Below are 18,745 nucleotides of genomic sequence, written 5' to 3' on the forward strand. Positions count from 1 at the left end.
GGAGAGTACCATGTTTTCGGAGCGCATCGAACGGCTCAGCGGCTCGCTGATCCGGGAGATACTGGCGGCGGCGCAACAGCCGCAGATGATCTCTTTCGCCGGCGGCCTGCCGGCCAGTCAATGCTTGCCGCGGCTGGATTTCGCCGAGATGCCGGCGGGACTGGCGCAATACGGCTCCACTGAAGGAGAGCCGGAACTGCGCGAGCTGATCGCGGAGCAGGCGCGGCGCATGGGCATGGATTGCAGCGCCGAGCAGGTGCTGGTGTTGTCCGGCTCCCAGCAAGGCATAGATCTGTGCGCCAAGCTGTTCGTCGATCCCGGCACGCCGGTGGTGACCGAGGGACCGACCTATCTGGCGGCCTTGCAGGCCTTCAAGCTGTTCGGCGCCCGGGTTCACGCGGTGGGGCAGCGGGACGGCAGGCTGGAGCCGCAGGCGTTGGCCGCCGCGCTGGAGCAGGCGCGGCCGCGCTGCTGTTATTTGATTCCCAGCTTCCAGAACCCGGCGGGCAGCTGTTACAGCGCCGAAGACCGGCAGGCGCTGGCGGCCGTCGTCGACGCCGCCGGCGTGCCCCTGATCGAAGACGATCCGTACCGCGCGCTCAGCTACGACGGCGAAGCGCCGGCGCCGCTGGTCAGCCATTTGAAGCGCGCGCCGTGGATTTACTCCGGTTCCTTCTCCAAAACCCTGGCGCCGGGGCTGCGCGTCGGCTTCCTGATCGCCTCGCCCGAGCTGTACCCCTATTTGATGCGGCTCAAGCAGGCGACCGATCTGCACACCAACCGTCCGGCGCAGTGGTTCATCGCCCGCCAGCTGCGCGATCCCGGCTATGAGCAGCGCTTGCTGGGGCTGCGCGAGGTGTATCGCGCCGGACGCGACGCGATGCAGGCTTCGCTGCAGCGCCATTTCGGCGATCTGGCCGATTGGCAGCTGCCGCGGGGCGGCTTGTTTTTCTGGCTCAAATTGAAGCGGGCGAGGGACACCCGCGAGCTGCTGCCGCTGGCCTTGAAGCAGAACGTCGCCTTCATGCCGGGGGAAGCGTTCTTTCCCGAGCCGGAACAGAATCTGGGCTATTTGCGCTTGAACTTCAGCCATGCCTCGCCGGAACGGATCGAGACTGGCATCGCCAGGCTGGCGGCCTTGCTGCGCGATCCGGCCGCGGCGGAGTAAGCCGCGGCTCAAGGTCTCCGCGCAGCCCGCGCGTAAAGCGGAACAGCGCCGCCTCGTCGATGGGCGGCGCTTCACTCTCCCCCGCCGTCCGGCGCTTGTTCGCATCTCCCTTCTTTCCTGCGGCCTGCAGCTGTGGCGCTGACGCGCTCCCCGGCGAGCGTCAAGCCAAGCCGCCGTTGATCTCTCCCTTATCGTCCCGTCCTGAGCGGATGGCCGATGCGCTCGGCCGTCCGGCTTGCATTATTAAGAAAATTCAATATGTCAAAAGCATTGATTTTGATGCGAACATTATGACGATCACGGCTGCGCCGGATGTTTCGCCCTCGGGCGCCATTCTTATATTTGTTTTATTTAATAAAAAATTTGCCGGTATTGGATCAATTAATTGAACAACTGCCGGTGGTTTATGCCGTAATTGTCATGTCGATTAAGATTTAATTCATCGACTCCGGCCAATTTTTATGTGGTCAATTCTCGGCGCTTAAATCATTGATATCGCCGTGGAAATCTGCGTTTCAAAAAAATATAAGCCGTAAATCGGCTGAAGTTGTAACTGGCAGTTCGGGGGATGCTTTTCCTAGAGGTCTTTCAGTATAGTGCTGACGCTTATTCTTCCCATATGGCTTTGGGGGGATTAATGCGATCAATCAAATCTATACGAAAACAATTTTAGCGTCAATATTCATTGCATTTCCAAGTTTACAGGTGGATGGAAAATATAAACGCACAGCCTAAGACTGTGCTGGTTTGCAATGATTTGACCGCTGAAGTGATATCGAATCATCTCAAAAGAAAGTCCGACCACGGCGAATGAGACACACAGGCAATCCTTTTCTCTTGATTCAAACGCTGCGTAGGCGAATTGCCGCGCACGCGTCACGCATCCTCACGTGAAAACAAAGGGATGACCCTCTCCATTCTGTCGAAGCAACAGTTTCGACAGGGCGGGATATATCAAAACCAGCATGACTGCTTCTTGAACGGGGCGGGCTCTCGCCCGGCCCGCATTTAAAGTCCTCGCGAGCGTCGCGGCCATCGCCGCGGCCGTGCGCGCGGCGGGGCGACGGAGCTCGTCGGCCCAGTGAGGGCGAAGCGGCGACCCGACTTATGCCGTCCGGGTTTCTGTCGGCCGGCGCTCGCCTCGTACACCGGAGTTAGTTGTCGATACATGGAGGTCATGCAATGTATTCCTCATCCGATGCCTCATCGCGGCGGACGTCCGCCGGCGACCAGTTCGGACCTCATCCTGCTTTTTCGCACCGCGAAGCGCTGAGCATTGCTCGGCAGCTGATGTCGCGGGCGGAAGCGAGTCCCGACCGTCTCGCGTACGCGTCCGCCGATCCGGCGAAAAACGTCGCGCTGAGCTACGCGGCGCTGTGCGAACGCGCGTCCGCCGTCGCCGCGCGCCTGGCGCAAGCGAGCCAGGCGGGAGACCGCGTGATGCTGGTCTATCAGGAGCCCCTCGATTTCATTCCGGCCTTCTTCGGCTGCAGCCTGGCCGGGGTGATCCCGGTGCCGGTGGCGCCGCGCCACGGCCGCGACACCATGCTCGCGATCGCCAAGGACTGCGGCGCGGCCATCGCGCTGACGGCCGAGGCGCGCGACGCGCTGCCGGGCCTGCGCTGGATGCGCACCGACGAGGCCGAGCGCGCCGCCCCCTTTCTGCGAGCCGCGGACGACGGCAGCCCGGCGCTCTTGCAATACACCTCGGGTTCGACGCGCACGCCGCAGGGCGTGGTGGTCACGCAATCCGGGCTGTGCGCGACGATAGACGATCTCGACCGCGGCGCGATGCACGACGCGGACAGCGTGATGATCAGCTGGCTGCCGTACTTTCACGACATGGGCCTGGTGTACGGCATTCTCACCCCCTTGCAATGCGGCTTTCCCGCCTATCTGATGGCGCCGGAGAAATTCGTCGCCCAGCCCATGTCCTGGCTGCGCGCGATAGACGCGCGGCGCGGCACCCACACCGCCGCGCCCAATTTCGCTTACGCCTTGTGCGCGGACCGCGCGGCGGATCTCGCGCCCGGCACCGATCTGTCGTCCCTGCGCTACGCGCTGAACGGCGCGGAGCCGGTGCGCTGCGACACGGTGCGCCGTTTCGAGGCGGCCTTCGCGCCGTTTGGACTGAAGCCGTCCGTGGTGGCGCCGGGCTACGGCCTGGCCGAGGCGACTTTGAAAGTGACCGCCGGCCGTTGCGGCGAAGGCACGCGCGGCGTGCGTTTCGGGCGGGAGGCGCTGGCGCGCGGCCGCGTGTCGCCGCAGGCCGACGGCGTTGAATTGGCGGCCTGCGGCGCGAGCCTGATCGATACGCGCGTCCGCATCGTGGACCCGGACACGCGCGCGCCGTGCGCGCCGGACGCCGTCGGCGAAATCTGGGTGGCGGGGCGCACGGTCGCCGACAGCTACTGGCGCCGGCCGGAGGAGTCGCGCGAGATCTTCGGCGCGCGTTTGGCCGACGGCGACGGCGCCTGGTTGAGAACCGGCGATCTCGGCTTTCTGCACGACGGCGATCTGTTCGTCACCAGCCGCTTGAAGGATTTGATCATCGTCGGCGGCCGGAATTTCTACAGCCACGATCTGGAGGACACGGTGTCGGCCTGCCATCCGTCGATTCGGAAGGGGCGCGCCTTCGCCGCCGCCGTCGACGGCGAGGAGGGCGAAGGGATTCTGATCGGCGCCGAGGTGCGCGGCGGCTGCGGGGAGGCGGAAGCCCGCGACATTCTGCCTATGATTCGCGCGGCGCTGGCGCGGGAGCACGGCGTGGCGCCGGCGCGCATCGCGCTGCTGCGGCGCGGCAGCATCCTGCGCACCTCCAGCGGCAAGACCCGGCGCGGCGCCACCCGCGACGCGCTGCTGCGCGGTGAATTGAGCATTGTCGCCGACGACGCGGCAGGCGCGGCCGACGACGCGATTCTCGCCGAGATCGCGCGCTTCGTGCCCGGCGCGGCGGCGGCCCCCGAGGCCCGGCTGATCGATCTGGGGCTGGATTCGCTGTCGGCCGCGCGGCTCGCCGCCGCGGCGCGCGCGCGCCACGGCGTGGAATTGTCGTTCGCGGCGCTGTTCGCGCTCACGGCCGAACAACTGAGGCGCGAGATCGTCACCGCCCCGCGCGTGGACGCCGCGGCGCCGGTCGCGGCGCGGCGCTACGCGGCGGGGGAGCCGTTCGAATTGTCCGAGATGCAGCAGGCCTACTGGATAGGCCAGCAGGGCGGCGTGCCGCTGGGCAGCGTGTCGCCGCACATCCGCGTGGACTTCGAGATCGACGCCGCGCGCGCGCCGGAACTGGGCCGACGCCTCGCGCGGCTGGTCGCCCGCCATCCGTCCTTGCGGATGACGGTGGGGGCGGACGGGCGCGGCGCCTTCGACGCGCTCGCCTACGATCCCTTGCTGCCGCCGCAGGATCTGCGCGGGCTGGACGCGGCGGAGGCGGCCGAACGGCTGGAGGCGACGCGGGCGAGCCTGGCCGAGCGCGACGGGCCGCCGCTGGTCGCGGCGGTCACCCGTCTGACGGACGACGCGGCCATCCTGCACCTGCGGCTCAGCCTGTTGGCCGGCGATCTGCGCAGCTTCCTGCAATTGATGGCGGAACTGGCGCGCGGCGCGTCCGACGATCCCCCGGCGCAGTTCATCGCGCCGCTGACGCCGCCGGCGATGCCCGACGCGCATCGAGAGGCCTGGTTGCGCCGGGTCGAGTCGATCGCGCCCGCTCCCGAGCTGCCGATGAAGATGGGGCTGGCCGAAGTGGCCGAGCCGCGCTTCGCCGTCCGCCGCCGGGAACTGCCGGCCGCGCTGTCCGCCGCCTTGACGGCGCGCGCGCAGGCGCTCGGCGTCACGCTGACTTCGCTGTGCATCGCCGCCTTCGCCGACGCGCTGCGGCTGTGGACGGCGGCGCACGCGTTCACGCTCAACGTGACCTGCAACACGCGGGCGGAGCAGGCGGGGCAGGCGATAGGCGACTACACCAGCAACGCCTTGCTGTCGCTGAGCGAAAGCCACGAGTCCTTCGCCGCGTTCGCGCAGGCGGTGCAGCGGCAAGTATGGGCCGATCTGGACGCGCCGTGGTGCTCCGGCGTGTCCATCCTGCGCGAGCTGAGCCGCCGCAACGGCGCGCCCGTGCTGATGCCGGTGGTGCTGACCAGCCTGCTGTCCGGCGACCCGGCGGACGATCTGGCCGTCCTCGACGGCATCGGCCGCGTGGTCGACATGGCCAATCCGACGCCGCAGGTGTCGCTGCACGCCGTCCTCGGCCGCCGCGGCGACAGGCTGCTGGTGATGTGGGAGTTCGTCGCCCAATTGTTCCCCGAGGGCATGATGGACGCGATGTTCGACGCCTTCCTCGGCGCGCTGGAAACGGTGGCGAGCGAAGCGGCGGCGGCGGAGCGGCCGACGGTGGCCCGGCTCGCGCCGCAACAGGCGGCGCGGCGCGCGGCGGTCAACGCCACCGCGGCGGAGCGCGCGCCGCGCCGGCTGGAAGCCCCCATCGTCCGGCAGGCGCGGATCGCGCCGGAGGCGGTGGCGGTCAGGCAGGGCGAGACCACGCTGAGCTACGGCGCGCTGCTGCGCGACGCGGAGGACATCGCCGGCGCGCTGCGGCAAGGCGGCGTCGCGCGCGGCGACGTGGTGGCGGCCATCGTCGCGCCGGGGCCGCGCGCGGTGGCGGCGCTGTTGGGCATCGTGATGGCGGGCGCGGTCTATCTGCCGATGGAGCCGTCCTGGCCGGCCGCGCGCATCGAGGAACTGCTCGGCGAAGCCGGCGCCCGCCTGGCGGTGGTGGACGAGGGCGGCCGGGCGCTGCCGGTGCCGGCGTTGCGCCTGGACCTGCCGCTGCCGCGCTGCGCTTGGGAGCCGGCGGCGGAGGCGGCGGCCGGCGACGCGGCCTACGTGATCTTCACCTCCGGCTCGACGGGACGGCCGAAGGGCGTGCTGATCTCGCACGAGGCCGCGGCCAACACCATAGACGACATTAACGAGCGCTTCGCGGTCGGCCCAGCCGATCGCGCGTTGTGCGTGTCCTCCCTGGCCTTCGACTTGTCGGTCTACGACATCTTCGGCCTGCTCGCGGTGGGCGGCGAGTTGGTCTTCCCCGAGCGCGCGCGCGATCCGGAGGCGATGGCCCAGGCGCTGCGCGACGGTCGGGTCACCATCTGGAATTCCGTGCCGGCGGTGCTTGAGCTCTTGCTGGACGTGGCCGCGCCGCGTTCGCCGGATTTGCGGCTGGCGCTCTTGAGCGGCGACTGGATCGCGCCCGGGCTGGCCGGGCGGCTGCGCGAGGCGTTTCCTGGCCTGCGGCCGATCAGCCTGGGCGGAGCGACCGAGGTGTCGATCTGGTCGGTGGTGCATCCGATCGCGCCGGAGGACGCGGTGTTGGCGTCGATTCCCTACGGCAGGCCGCTGAGCAATCAGCAATGCTTCGTGCGCGCGCCGGACGGCCGGGAGCGTCCGGACAGCGTGGTGGGCGAACTGCTGCTGGGCGGACGCGGCCTCGCGCTCGCCTATCTGGGCAACGAGGCGGAAACCGCGCGCCGCTTCTTCGTCGACGCCGAGGGCCGCAGGCTCTACCGCACCGGCGATCTGGCGCGCTGGCTGCCGGACGGCGAGCTCGAACTGCTGGGGCGGATGGACGGGCAGGTCAAGGTGCAGGGCTACCGGATCGAACTGGGCGAGATCGAGGCCGCCGCGATGCGCGCCGGCTGCCTGGCGCGAGCGGTGGCCTCGGTGGTCCGGCGCAAGGACGCGACGGCGATCCAGCTGCACGTGGTCGCGCGGCCGGATTACGACGGAGACGTCGTCGCGGCGGTGCGCACCCAGCTGGTGCTGCATCTGCCCGCCTATATGCAGCCGCATCACGTGACGGTGCTGGACGCCTTGCCGCTGACGGCCAACGGCAAGGTGGACCGCGCTCGCCTCGCCGCGCTGGCGGCCCCGGCGCCCGCGCCGACGCAGCCGGCCGCCGCGACGCGGCGCGACGCCTCGCTCGAGGCGACGATGCTGGCCGCCTTCGCCGAGGTGGTCGGCGTGGAGATAGACCCGCGGCAGGGCTTCTTCGACGCGGGCGCCACCTCGATGCACGTGGTGCGCCTGCGCGCGCTGCTGGCGTCGCGCGGCGTCGCGGTGCCCCCCTTGGTTGACTTCTTTTCGCTGGCCACGATACGGGCGCTCGCCGAGCGCGCCGACGTGGGCGACGCGGATCTTTCCCCGATGATTGACGTCGACGGCGTGCGCGCCTATCGACAGCGCGTGCGCGCACGCAAGGAGGCTTTGTAATGACTTATCCCACACCCGTCGACGCCGTAGCCATCATAGGCGCAAGCTGCCGCCTGCCCGGCGTCGCCACCCTGGAACAGTTCTGGTCGATGATCGCCGACGGCCGGGTCGCGATCGAGCGCTTCGGCGCGGACGCGGCGCGCCGCGAGGGCGTGCCGGAGACGGTGCTGGCCCAGCCCGGCTTCGTCGGCGTCGGCGGTCCGCTGGACGGCGTCGATCAATTCGACGCCGGCTACTTCGGCATACCGCCGTCGCAGGCGGCGGCGATGGATCCGCAGCAGCGCATCTTCCTGGAGTGCGTGCACGAGGCGCTCGAGCGCGCCGGCCACGGCGCGGCGCGCGGCGCGCGCGTCGGCGTCTGGGCCGGCTCGGCCAGCGTCGATTATCTGGTCGACCACGTGCGCGACCGGCTGGACCGCGCATCGCCCAACCGCTATCTGCAGCAATGGGTGGGCGTGGACAAGGATTATCTCGCCGCCCAGGTCGCGTATCGGCTCGACTTCGGCGGTCCGGCCATCAGTTTGCAGACCGCGTGCTCGACGTCGCTGGTCGCCGTGGTCCAGGCGATGCAGGGGCTGCTGAGCTTCCAGTGCGATTTCGCGGTGGCGGGCGGCGTCAGCGTCGCCCTGCCGCAGCGGCAGGGCCATGTGTACGAGGAGGGCAGCATTCTGTCCGCGGACGGCGCCTGCCGTCCGTTCACCGCGGACAGCAGCGGCACGGTCTTCGGCAACGGCGCGGGCGCGGTGGTGCTGCGCCGCCTGGAGGACGCGCTGGCCGACGGCGATCCCATCATGGCGGTGATACGCGGCGGCGCGGTCAACAACGACGGCGCGGCCAAGGTGGGCTTCACCGCGCCCGGCGGGCGCGGGCAGCAGGACGTGATCCGCCAGGCGCTGGCGCTCAGCGAGGTGGACGGCGCGTCTATCGGCTACGTCGAGACGCACGGCACCGGCACGGCGATCGGCGACGAGGTCGAGCTGGCGGCGTTGGGCGCGGCGCTGGGCCAGCGCGCCGCGGCCGACGCGCGCTGCGCGCTCGGCACCTTGAAGGCAAATGTCGGGCATCTGAACGCGGCGGCGGGGGTCTGCGGGCTGATCAAGGCCGCGCTGGCGGTGGAGCATGGGCGGATTCCGGCCGCCGTCGGCGCGGAGCGCGCGATAGACGCGCTGCGCGGCGACGCCGGCTTCTACCTGCCGACGGAAACCGCGCGCTGGGACGCGCCGCAGCGTCGCGCCGGCGTCAGTTCCTTCGGCATAGGCGGCACCAACGCCCACGTGATCATAGAAGCGGCGCCGCCGCGCGCGCCGCGCGCGGCCGACGTCGCGCCGCTCTTGCTGTTGTCGGCGCGCGGCGAGGCCTTGCCCGCGCTGTGCGCGGACTACGCGGACTTTCTCGACGGCCATCCCGAGCTGAGGGTGGAGGACGTTTGCCTGACGGCGGCGCTGGGGCGGCGTCATTGGGAGCGGCGTGCGGCGTTCCGCGCCGAATCGCGCGAGGCCTTGATCGCCGCGCTGCGCGCCTTCGCCGCCGGCGAGCCGGATGCGGGCGTGATCGCGGCGGAAACGCCGGCGCGCGCGCCGGAGCTGAGTTTCGCCTTCGGTGGCGCGGCCGATCTGGACGCGGTGCTCGCCCGGCTTGAGCTGTGGCAGGCGAGCGGCGTCGTTCCGGCCAGCGTGTGCGCAACGGGGGACGGCGTGTTCGCCGCGGCTTTCGCTGCCGGCGCGCTGAGCCTGGCCGACGCGCGGCAACGCCGCGCGGACCGCGCCGTCGCGCCGTCGCGGCTGTGGGTCAGCGCGGCCTCGGGCCTGCCGCTGGACAGCGAGCAGGCGGTGCGCGAGGAACTGGCGCGCGCGGGAACGATGGTCGGCGCAGCCGACGCCGCCGCCGCGCTGGAGGCGGCGGGCGCGGAACTGGTGCTGGACTTCGGCGACGAGGCGCTGGGCGCGGGCGGAGCCGGCATGGCGTCGCTGGATCCCGCCTCGCCGGACGCGCTGGCGCGGTTGTGGACCGCGGGCGTGACGCTGGACCTGGCCCAGCATTACCGCGGCGGCAACCGGGTGGCCTTGCCGACCTATCCCTTCCAGCGCCAGCGTTACTGGATAGACCGCGCGCCGCGCTTGCTGGCGGCGGGCGCGACGCCCTTCCTCGGCCGGCGCACCGACGCGCCGGCGCTGGACGCCACCTTCTTCGACGCGGAATGGAGCGTGGCCGCCTTGCCCTTCCTGCAGGACCACGTGATCTACGACAAGGTGGTGGTGTCCGGCGCGGCGCTGGCGGTGATGATCGCCGACGGCGCGCGCGAGCTCACCGGATCGGACGGCTGCGTGCTGAGCGATTTGCGCTTCCCGGCCGCGCTGGTGATTCCGCCGGGCGCGGCGCGCAAGGTCCAGTTGCAGCTGGTGCGCGACGGCGACGGTTTCGAAGCCACGGTGTTGACGCTGGAGTCCGCCGACGTCCACGCGACGGCCAGGGTGGACGCCGGCGAGGCGCCGGGCGCCGCGCCGTCGGAGCCGGCGCGCGGAGCAGCGATCTCCGCCGAACTGATGGACAGCTGGCTGCGCGCGCGCAGCGTGGTGATGGGGCCGACCTTCCGGCGGCTGTCCGACATCGTGGTCGGGGACGGCGACGCGTCTTGCGACATGCGCTCCGACGCCGACGACGCGGGCTGGCTGCTGCATCCGGGGATACTCGATTCGGTGCTGCAACTGGTGGCCGCCGCCGCGCGGCCCGAGGGCAGCAAGGCCTTCGTGCCGACGCGCATCGCGCGGCTGGCGCTGCAGGGGCGGACCGGCGCCGGGATGCGCTGTCGCGCGTCGGCCGAGCGGGGGCAGGCCAGCCTGTTCGACGCCGGCAAGGTGCTGCTTGAAATGACCGGCCTGGAATCGCGCGAGGTCACCCGCAACGAATTGTTGCGCGTCGAGCCGCTGCGCGAGGGCTACGCGGTGGAATGGCGCGACGCGGCGGGCGGCGAACCGGCCGCGCTGCCGGAGTCCATCGCCATCCTGAGCGACGCGGGGCAGGCGGCGGCGGGGCTGGCCGCGATGCTGCGCGACGAAGGCAAGGAGGCCGTCGTCGTGGCGGCGGTGGCGGACATTCCCTTCGACAAGGTGGGCCTGATCGTCGATTGCCGCGGGCTGGAGGCGCGCGGCGACGCGCCGGCGCCGGCGGTTTACGCCGGCGCGCTGGAATTGTTCGCGACGGCCGCGCGTCGCGAGCGGCCGTGCCGCATCGCCGTGGCGCTGGCGCCGGACGCGCCGGCCTCGGCGCCGCTGCAGGCGCTGTCGCGCGCGGTGGCGATGGAAACGCCGCATCTGCAGACGCTGGCGCTGCATGCCGGCGACGCGCGGGCGATCCGCCGCGGCCTCGATTGCTTCGAGCGCGAGACCGAAGTCGCGGTGCGGGGCGAGGCGATCACCGCGCCGCGCTTCGACGAGCGCGCGCTGCCGCTGCGGGCGGACCTGGCGTTATCGGAGAACGCCACCTGGCTGATCACCGGCGGGCTCGGCGAGCTCGGCCTGCGCGTCGCCGGCTGGCTCGCCGCCTTGGGCGCGCGCGCCTTGGTGCTGACCGGCCGCCGGCCGGCCGACGCCGCCGCCGAGGCGGCGCTGGCCGCTCTGCGCCGTGACGGGGTGGAGGTGAAAGTATGGCAGGCCGACGTGGCGGTGGAGGCGGACGTCGACGCGCTGCTGGCCGAGATCGACGCGACGCTGCCGCCGCTGCGCGGCGTCTGCCATCTGGCGGGCGTGGTCGAGGATTGCCTGGTCGGCGACGTGACGCCGGCCTCGCTGGCCGCGACCCTGGCCGGCAAGGCCCGCGGCGCCTGGTTGCTGCATGAACGCACGCTGGCGTATCCGCTGGAGCACTTCGTGCTGTTCTCGTCGGCGGCCGCCGCCTTCGGCGCGCCGGGGCAATCGAGCTACGCGATGGCCAACGCCTATCTCGACGCGCTGGCCGCGCGCAGGCGCGAGCAAGGGCTGCCCGCGCTGTCCATCGCCTGGGGGCCGTGGCAGGACGTCGGCATGCTGGCCCGCTCGAGCGCCAACGCCAAGCGGCGGCTCGCGCAGCTGGGCATAGGCCAGATCGAGGCCGAGTGCGGCCGCGCCACCTTCGAGATCGCGCTGGCGGCGGACCTGCCGCCGCACATGGTGCTGCTGCCCATCGATTGGGGGCGGCTGATCGAACAATGGCCGCCGCATGTGCCGGCCAGCCGCTTCGCCGGCATCGCTTCCGCGCGGCCGGGCGCGGGCTCGACCTCCTCGGTCAGCGAGTTGCTGGCGCTGACTCCGGACGAGCGGCGGATCCGGCTGTTCCAGCTGCTGGCGGAAGACGCCGCGCTGGTGACCGGCACGCCGCTGGCCTCGCTGGACCCCGAGCGTTCCTTGTTCGACTACGACCTGGACTCCCTGCTGATCACCGATCTGCGCGTATTGCTGGAAAAGCGTTTCGGCCGCGCGATCCCGACCACGGTGATTTTCTCGAACCCGACCATAGCCGCGCTGGCGGACCATCTGGCGCGGACGGTGTTCGGCGCGGCCGAGGCGGAGGCGACGGCCGCCGCGCCCGCCGCCGAGACGGACGCGCCGGCGGACGCCGCCTCGCTGTCGCAGGAGGAAATCGTGGAAATGCTGTCCGCGAAACTGGACGAACTGAATAGAAAGGGCGCGCGATGAGCCAAATCGACACGACTGCGCTGATGCGGAACGCGCTGCGCGAGATCCAGCGTTTGCAAGGCGAGCTGGACGGCGCCGAACAGCGGCGGCACGCGCCTATCGCCGTGGTGGGCATGGGCTGCCGCTTCGCCGGCGTCGATTCGCCTGAGGCGCTGTGGCGGAGTCTGCTCGACGGCGCGGACGGCGTCGGCGAGGTGCCGGCCGAGCGCTGGGACGCCGCGCGCTACTTCGACGCGGACCCGGACGCGAGCGGCCGCATCTACTGCCGCACCGGCAGCTTCCTGGACGACATCGCCTCCTTCGACGCCGGCTTCTTCGGCATCTCGGCGCGCGAGGCGGCGATGCTGGATCCGCAGCAGCGCATGCTGCTGGAGGTGGCGTGGGAGGCGGTGGAGCGCGCTGGCATGACGGCGGCGGAACTGAAGGGCTCGGCCACCGGGGTGTTCGCGGGCGTCATGCATCAGGACTACGCGCACCGCTTCCGCCGGGCCGACGACGTCGATCTCTACACCGCCTCGGGCAACGCGCCCAGCGTGCTCGCCGGACGCGTGTCGCACGCGCTGGGCTTGCACGGGCCGACGCTGACGATAGACACCGCCTGCTCGTCGTCGCTGGTCGCCGCGCACCTGGCGTGCAATGCGCTGCGCGCGGGCGAATGCGACATCGCCATCGTCGGCGGGGTCAATGTGGTGCTGTCGCCCTTGTCCACCGCCGCCGAGTGCCGCGCGCACATGCTGTCGCCCAGCGGCCGCTGCCGTTCCTTCGACGACGGCGCGGACGGCTTCGTGCGCGGCGAGGGCTGCGGCGTGGTGGTGCTGCAGCGGCTCGCCGACGCCGAGGCCGCCGGGCGCAGCATAGACGCGCTGATCGCCGGCTCGGCCGTCAATCACGACGGCCGCAGCGCGGGACTGACGGTGCCGAACGAGCACGCGCAGCGCGAGCTGGTGCGGGCCGCCTTGCGCGCCGCGCGCATCGACGCGTCGCAAGTGCGCTATGTCGAAGCGCACGGCACCGGCACCGCGCTCGGCGATCCGATAGAAGCGGCGGCGCTGGCCTCCGTGTTCGCGGGCCGCGAGCGCGGGGAGCGCGTGCTGCTGGGCTCGATCAAGAGCAATTTCGGCCACCTGGAAGGCGCGGCGGGGATAGCCGGGCTGATCAAGGCGGCGCTGACGGTGCGCCATGGCGTCGCGCCCGCCACGCTGCACGTGCGCACGCCCAACCGCGGCGTCGAGTGGGACGCGTCGCCGCTGCGGCTCGCGCTGCGCGCGGAACGCATAGACGCCGGGAACGAGCCCTGCGTCGCGGGCGTCAGCTCCTTCGGCTTCAGCGGCACCAACGCGCACGCGGTGCTGGTCGCGCCGCCGTGCGAGGCCGCCGGCGCAAGCGCGGCGAGCGCGGGCGAAGGCGTTCAACTGCTGGTCGTCTCCGCGAAGTCCGAAGCCTCCTTGCGCGGCAACGCGGCGCGGCTGGCCGACCATCTGGCCGGCCTCGACGCCTCGGCCTGGGCGGCCGCCTGCCACGCGTCGCGCGTCGCGCGTTCGCATTTTCCCCATCGGCTGGCGCTGACGGCCGCCGACGCGGACGAAATGGCGCGCGAGCTGGGCCGCTTTGCGCGCGGCGAGGACGCGGCCGTTCACAGCGGCGTCTGCGGCGGGATGCCGGCCGGCCGCGACGCGACGCCGGCCGAAGCGGAGGCGGAGAAGGAGCCGGCCGAACGGCTGGCCGCGCTGGCGCGGCGCTACGTGGCCGGCCTGCCGCTTGATTGGCCGGAGGCGGCCGTCGGCCGCCGCGCCGCGCGCCTGCCGACCTACGCCTTCGACCGGCAGCGCTACTGGGTGGACGAAGGGAGAGCGGTCGAGGAGTCGCCGCTGTACCGGGTGGCCTGGCAGCCGGTGCCGGCCCCGGCCGGCGCGCGCCGCTCGGGCGAGCGCATCGTCGCCGGCGATCCGGCTTTGTGCGCGGCAGTGGCGCGCGCGCTGGAAGCCGCCGGCGAGCGCTGCGTGATCGCGGCCGCCGAGATCGACGCCATCCGCCGCGCGGGCGACGCCGGCCTCGTGCTCGCTTTCGACCGCGCGGCCGGAGACGAGGACGCGGCGGCGGCCGTCGCGCGCCGCGGCGCCTTGCTGGGCGCGCTGGCGCGCGAGCGCGCCGCGACCTCGTCGACGGCGCCGATCACCGTCGTCACGCGCGGCGGAGCGGCCGCCGGGCCGGCGGAGGACGTCGACCCCGTCCTCGCCGCCTTGAACGCGGCCGTGCGCGTCGCGCGGCGCGAACAGGGCCGGACCTGGCGCGGCGCGATCGATATCGACGGCTCGCCGGCCTCCTTCGACGCGCTGGCTGCGCTGCTCGCCGACGATGCGGCGGAGGAACAACTGGCGGTGCGCGGCGCCGTCGTGCTGGCGCCGCGGCTGCGGCGCGCGGGCGCCGGGACGGCCGACGCGCTGCCGGCGCTGGACGCCGACGCCGTCTACGTGGTGAGCGGCGGCACCGGCGCGCTGGGCCTCGCGACCGCGCGCTGGCTGGCCGGCCGCGGCGCGCGCCATCTGCTGCTGATCAGCCGCGGCGGCGAAACCGGCGACGCCGCGCAAGCCGCTTGCGCCCGTCTGCGCGGCGACGGCGTCGAGGTGCGCGTGGCGGCGGCCGACATCGCCGACGAGGCCGCCTTGCGCGGCGCGCTCGGCGCGGCCGGCCGGCCGATACGAGGCGTCGCGCACTGCGCGGGCGTGGTGAGGGACGCGACGCTGGACGCGCTGGACGCCGCGGCCTTCGCCGAGACCTTGCGCGCCAAGGTGGGCGGCGCGGTCTTGCTTGACCGGCTGACCGAGGCCGAGCCGCTCGATTTCTTCCTGTTGTACTCGTCCATTTCCGCGACGGTAGGCCGCCACGGGCAGGCCGCCTACGCCGCCGCCAACGCTTATCTCGACGCCTTCGCGCAGCGGCGCAGCCTGCGCGCGCGGCCGGCCTTGTCCATAGGCTGGGGCTCGTGGACGACGGGCATGGGCGCGGCCGACGCGAAAACGGCGGAGCGGATTCGCGCAGGCGGCCTGAACCCGCTGAGCGAAGGCGAAGCCTTCGCCGCGTTGGAGCAGGCGTTTGCGGGCGAGCCGCACCGGGTGGCGGCGGCGATCGATCTTGCGCGGATCGCGGCGCAGCCCGATTTGCCGCGCCTGATCGAAGGCCTGCTCGGCCGCGCGCCGGCCGAGCGCGCGCGGACTCTTTCTTTCGACCAATTGCGCGGCCGCCCGGCCGGGGAGCGCCGCGCGCTGGTCGCCGATTATCTGGACGCCGAATTGCGCGCGGTGCTGTCCAGCCCGGCGGCCTTGCCGCGTCAGGCCTCGCTGCTGGACCTGGGCGTCGATTCGCTGACCGGCGCGGAACTGCGCAACGCGCTTGAACGCGCACTGGGCGTGTCCGTCGCGATTACGCATCTGATCGACGGCTCCTCGCTGGACGAGTTGATCGATCAGGCGATGGCGCAGCTGGAGCGAAAGCTGGTGACAGAACAAAGCTCGGCCGTCGGCGCCGACACGGAGGAAATCACGCTATGACCATGGCACGGCTCATGACCGATCTTGCCGACGCGGGCGTCACGCTGCGCCGTCGCGGCGATCAGCTTCAGGTGCAGGCGCCGCAGGGTGCGCTCGACGAGGCGCTGGTCGCGCGGCTGCGCGACGCCAAGGAGGCGCTGCTGCGCGTGCTGGACGACGAGGGCGCGCGCGCCGCGCCGCTGGCGCCGGCGCAGCCGGGCGAGGCCGGCGACGCGGCGGCGCTGTCGCCGGGGCAGGCCCGTCTGGTCGCGGCGACGCGGCTGGGCGATCCGGCGATGTACAACGAACAGGCCGCGATCGAGCTCGCCGACGCCGTCGACGCGGAGGCCGTCGCCCGCGCGTTCGCGGCGCTGGCGCGCCGGCACGACATCCTGCGCACCGTCTTCAACGACGGCGAGCCGGGACAACAGACGGTTCTGCCCGAGCCGCTGGTCGTCTTGCAAACGTGGGCGGTGGACGGCGACGACGCCTTGCGCGCGCGCGCCGCCGAACTGGCCCGCCAGCCCTTCGCCGCCGGCGCGCCGATGTGGCGCGTCGATCTGTTCTCGACGCCCGAGCGCGCCGCGGTGCTGGTGCTGACCATCCATCACGCCATCTTCGACCGCTGGTCGATGAGCGTGCTGATCCGCGATTTCAGCGCCTATCTCGCGTCGCCGGACGCGCCCGAGGCCTCGGCGCCCCGGCTCAGCTATCGCGATTTTTCCGCCTGGCAGCGCCGCTGGATGGCGTCGTCGGACTACGCCGCGCAACTGGACGGCTGGGTCGACGCGCTGGCGCAGGTGGACGAGGTGCCGGCGATACGCGGCGACCGCGCGCGTCCGCCGGCGCTGAGCGGGCGCGGCGGCACCGAGCGCTTCGAGATTCCGGCCGACTGCATGGACGCGGCGGCCGCGTTTTCGCGTGCCCGCAACGCCACCTTGTTCACCACCTTGTTCAGCGCTTTCGCGCTGCTGCAGCATCGCTACACCGGCGAGGCGCGCGCGCTGACGCTGACGCCGGCGGCCAATCGGCCGTTCCAGGCGGCGGAGGACATCGCCGGCTACTTCGTCAACCTGGTTGCGCTGGCCACCGAGATGGGCGAGGACGACAGCTTCGGCGCCATGGTGGATAGGGTCCGCGACGCGAGCGCGCGGGCCTTCGCGCGCCAGGGCGTGCCGCTGGACGCCGTCGTGGAACGGCTGCGCGCGCGCGGCGGACCCCGGCACGAGCAGTTCGCCCAGACCGTGTTCGCCTTCCAGAACGTCCGCCTGCCGGCGGTGCGCACCGCGAGCGGCGCGGCCACGCCGTTCGATCTGGACAGCCCGTTCGCGCGCTTCGATCTTTATTTGTCGATCGAGGGCGACGAGCGCGGCACCTTCGCGGTCTGGCAGTACAACACCGATCTGTACGAGGCGGCCACCATCCGCCAGCTGGGTGAGCATTATCTGACCTTGCTGCGCGCGGCGCTGGCGTCGCCCGACGCGGACGCGCGCGCCTTGCCCATGCTGTCCGGAGAGGAAGAGGCGCTGCTGCGCGGCTGGGGGCGGCATGAGCTGCCTTACCGCGCCGACGCCGCGATGGACCAGTTGTTCCGCGAACGCGCGGCGGCTCATCCCGGACGCATCGCGCTGGAGCAGGGCGGCGCGCGCTGGACTTACGCGGAGCTCGATCAGTGGTCGGACCGTGCGGCCGGCGCGCTGCGCGCGGCCGGCGTCGAGGCGGGCGCGCTGGTGGGCGTCGCCGGCGAGCGCTCGCCGCGCCTGCTCGCCGTCTTTCTCGCGGCGCTGAAGGCGGGCGCCGCCTATCTGCCGCTCGATCCCACGTATCCGGCCGCGCGCTTGCGCGCGATGACGGCGGACGCCGCGCCCGCGCTGATGATAGTCGCCGACGGGCTGGACGCCGGCTGGCTCGGCGATTACGCCGGACCGGTGCTCAGCCTGGCCGACTGCGAAGCCGACGCCGCGACGCCGCTCCCGGCCGAAGCGCGGCGCGCGGGTCCGGAAGACCTGGCCTATGTGATGTACACCTCGGGTTCCACCGGGCAGCCCAAGGGCGTGGCGGTTCCGCACCGCGCGGTGACGCGGCTCGCCACCGGCGGCGGCTACGCGCGGCTGGACGCGTCGACGGTGATGCTGCAGCAGTCGCCGCTGGGCTTCGACGCGTCGACGTTCGAAATCTGGGGCTGCTGGCTGAACGGCGGGCGGCTGGTGCTCGCGGAGCCGGGCATGCCCTTCCTGGACGCGGCGTCGCGCGACGGCGTCACCACGATGTGGCTGACCGCCGATCTGTTCCGCATGGCGGTGGAGGAGGAGCCGGCCGCGCTAGTCGGCCTGCGCGAACTGCTGACCGGCGGCGACGCGCTGCCGGCGGCGAGCTGCCGCGCCTTTCTCGAGGCCTGCCCCGGCGTGGCGCTGATCAACGGCTACGGCCCGACGGAAAACACCACTTTCACTTGCAGCCATAGGGTGACCGCCGACGACGCGCGGCGCGGCTCGATTCCGATCGGGCGGCCTATCGGCAATACCGAGGTGCGGGTGGTCGACGCGCAAGGCCGGCTGGTGCCGGTCGGCGTGCCCGGCGAGTTGTGGGCGGGCGGCGACGGGCTCGCGCTCGGCTATCTGGGGCGCGCCGACTTGACGGCGGAGCGCTTCGTCGCGGCGCCGCCGCCGGACGGCGGGCGCTGGTATCGCACCGGCGACCGCGTGCGCTGGCGGCGCGACGGGGTGCTGGAATTCCTCGGCCGGATCGACGAGCAGATCAAGCTGCGCGGCTACCGGATAGAACTCGGCGAGATCGAGGCGACGCTGGGCCATCATCCCGGCCTGAGCGGCTGCGCCGTCGCGCTGCGGCGCAGCGCCGCGGACGAGAAGCAGCTGGTCGGCTATCTGGTGGCGCGGCCGGACGCGGGCGAGGCCGCGGACGCGGCGGCGGTACAGGCGTGGCTGGAGGCGCGGCTGCCGGGCTATATGGTGCCGCGCGTCTGGCTGTGGCTGGACGCCTTGCCGCAGTCCGCCAACGGCAAGGTGGACCGCAAGCGTCTGCCTGAGCCGGTGGTCGAAGCGGGCGCGGCGGCGGCGGAGAACGAAGCCGAGGCGGCGCTGGTGGAGATC

At 72.0% G+C, this 18,745-nt stretch carries 6 protein-coding genes; all 6 read left to right on the top strand.

What is annotated here, in order from left to right; genetic code table 11:
* The first annotated feature begins 10 nt into the window (after positions 1–10).
* Positions 11–1,168, top strand: a complete 1,158-nt coding sequence (locus tag VK98_RS02945) for a PLP-dependent aminotransferase family protein (protein ID WP_048412588.1) — start codon at positions 11–13, stop codon at positions 1,166–1,168.
* Between the two features lie 95 nt (positions 1,169–1,263).
* Positions 1,264–1,557 (top strand): hypothetical protein, encoded by a 294-nt coding sequence (locus tag VK98_RS23580; RefSeq protein ID WP_197082943.1) that lies wholly within the window; start codon positions 1,264–1,266, stop codon positions 1,555–1,557.
* Between the two features lie 793 nt (positions 1,558–2,350).
* Entirely contained in the window at positions 2,351–7,438 is a 5,088-nt protein-coding gene (locus VK98_RS02950) for an amino acid adenylation domain-containing protein (RefSeq protein WP_197082944.1), read from the top strand.
* The gene (locus VK98_RS02955) at positions 7,438–12,108 is read left to right on the top strand and encodes an SDR family NAD(P)-dependent oxidoreductase (protein WP_048412589.1); all 4,671 of its coding nucleotides are present in this window, start codon (positions 7,438–7,440) and stop codon (positions 12,106–12,108) included. The genes VK98_RS02950 and VK98_RS02955 overlap by 1 nt, the downstream gene beginning before the upstream one ends.
* Complete coding sequence (locus tag VK98_RS02960) at positions 12,105–15,656, top strand: SDR family NAD(P)-dependent oxidoreductase (protein WP_048412590.1); 3,552 nt, start codon at positions 12,105–12,107, stop codon at positions 15,654–15,656. The genes VK98_RS02955 and VK98_RS02960 overlap by 4 nt, the downstream gene beginning before the upstream one ends.
* Before the next feature lie 14 nt (positions 15,657–15,670).
* Positions 15,671–18,745: amino acid adenylation domain-containing protein (locus VK98_RS02965; protein ID WP_156187741.1), on the top strand; the 3,075-nt coding region annotated here is incomplete at its 3' end.

It is taken from the genome of Chromobacterium sp. LK11, assembly GCF_001043705.1.
In the GTDB taxonomy this organism is placed as follows: Bacteria; Pseudomonadota; Gammaproteobacteria; order Burkholderiales; family Chromobacteriaceae; genus Chromobacterium; species Chromobacterium alkanivorans.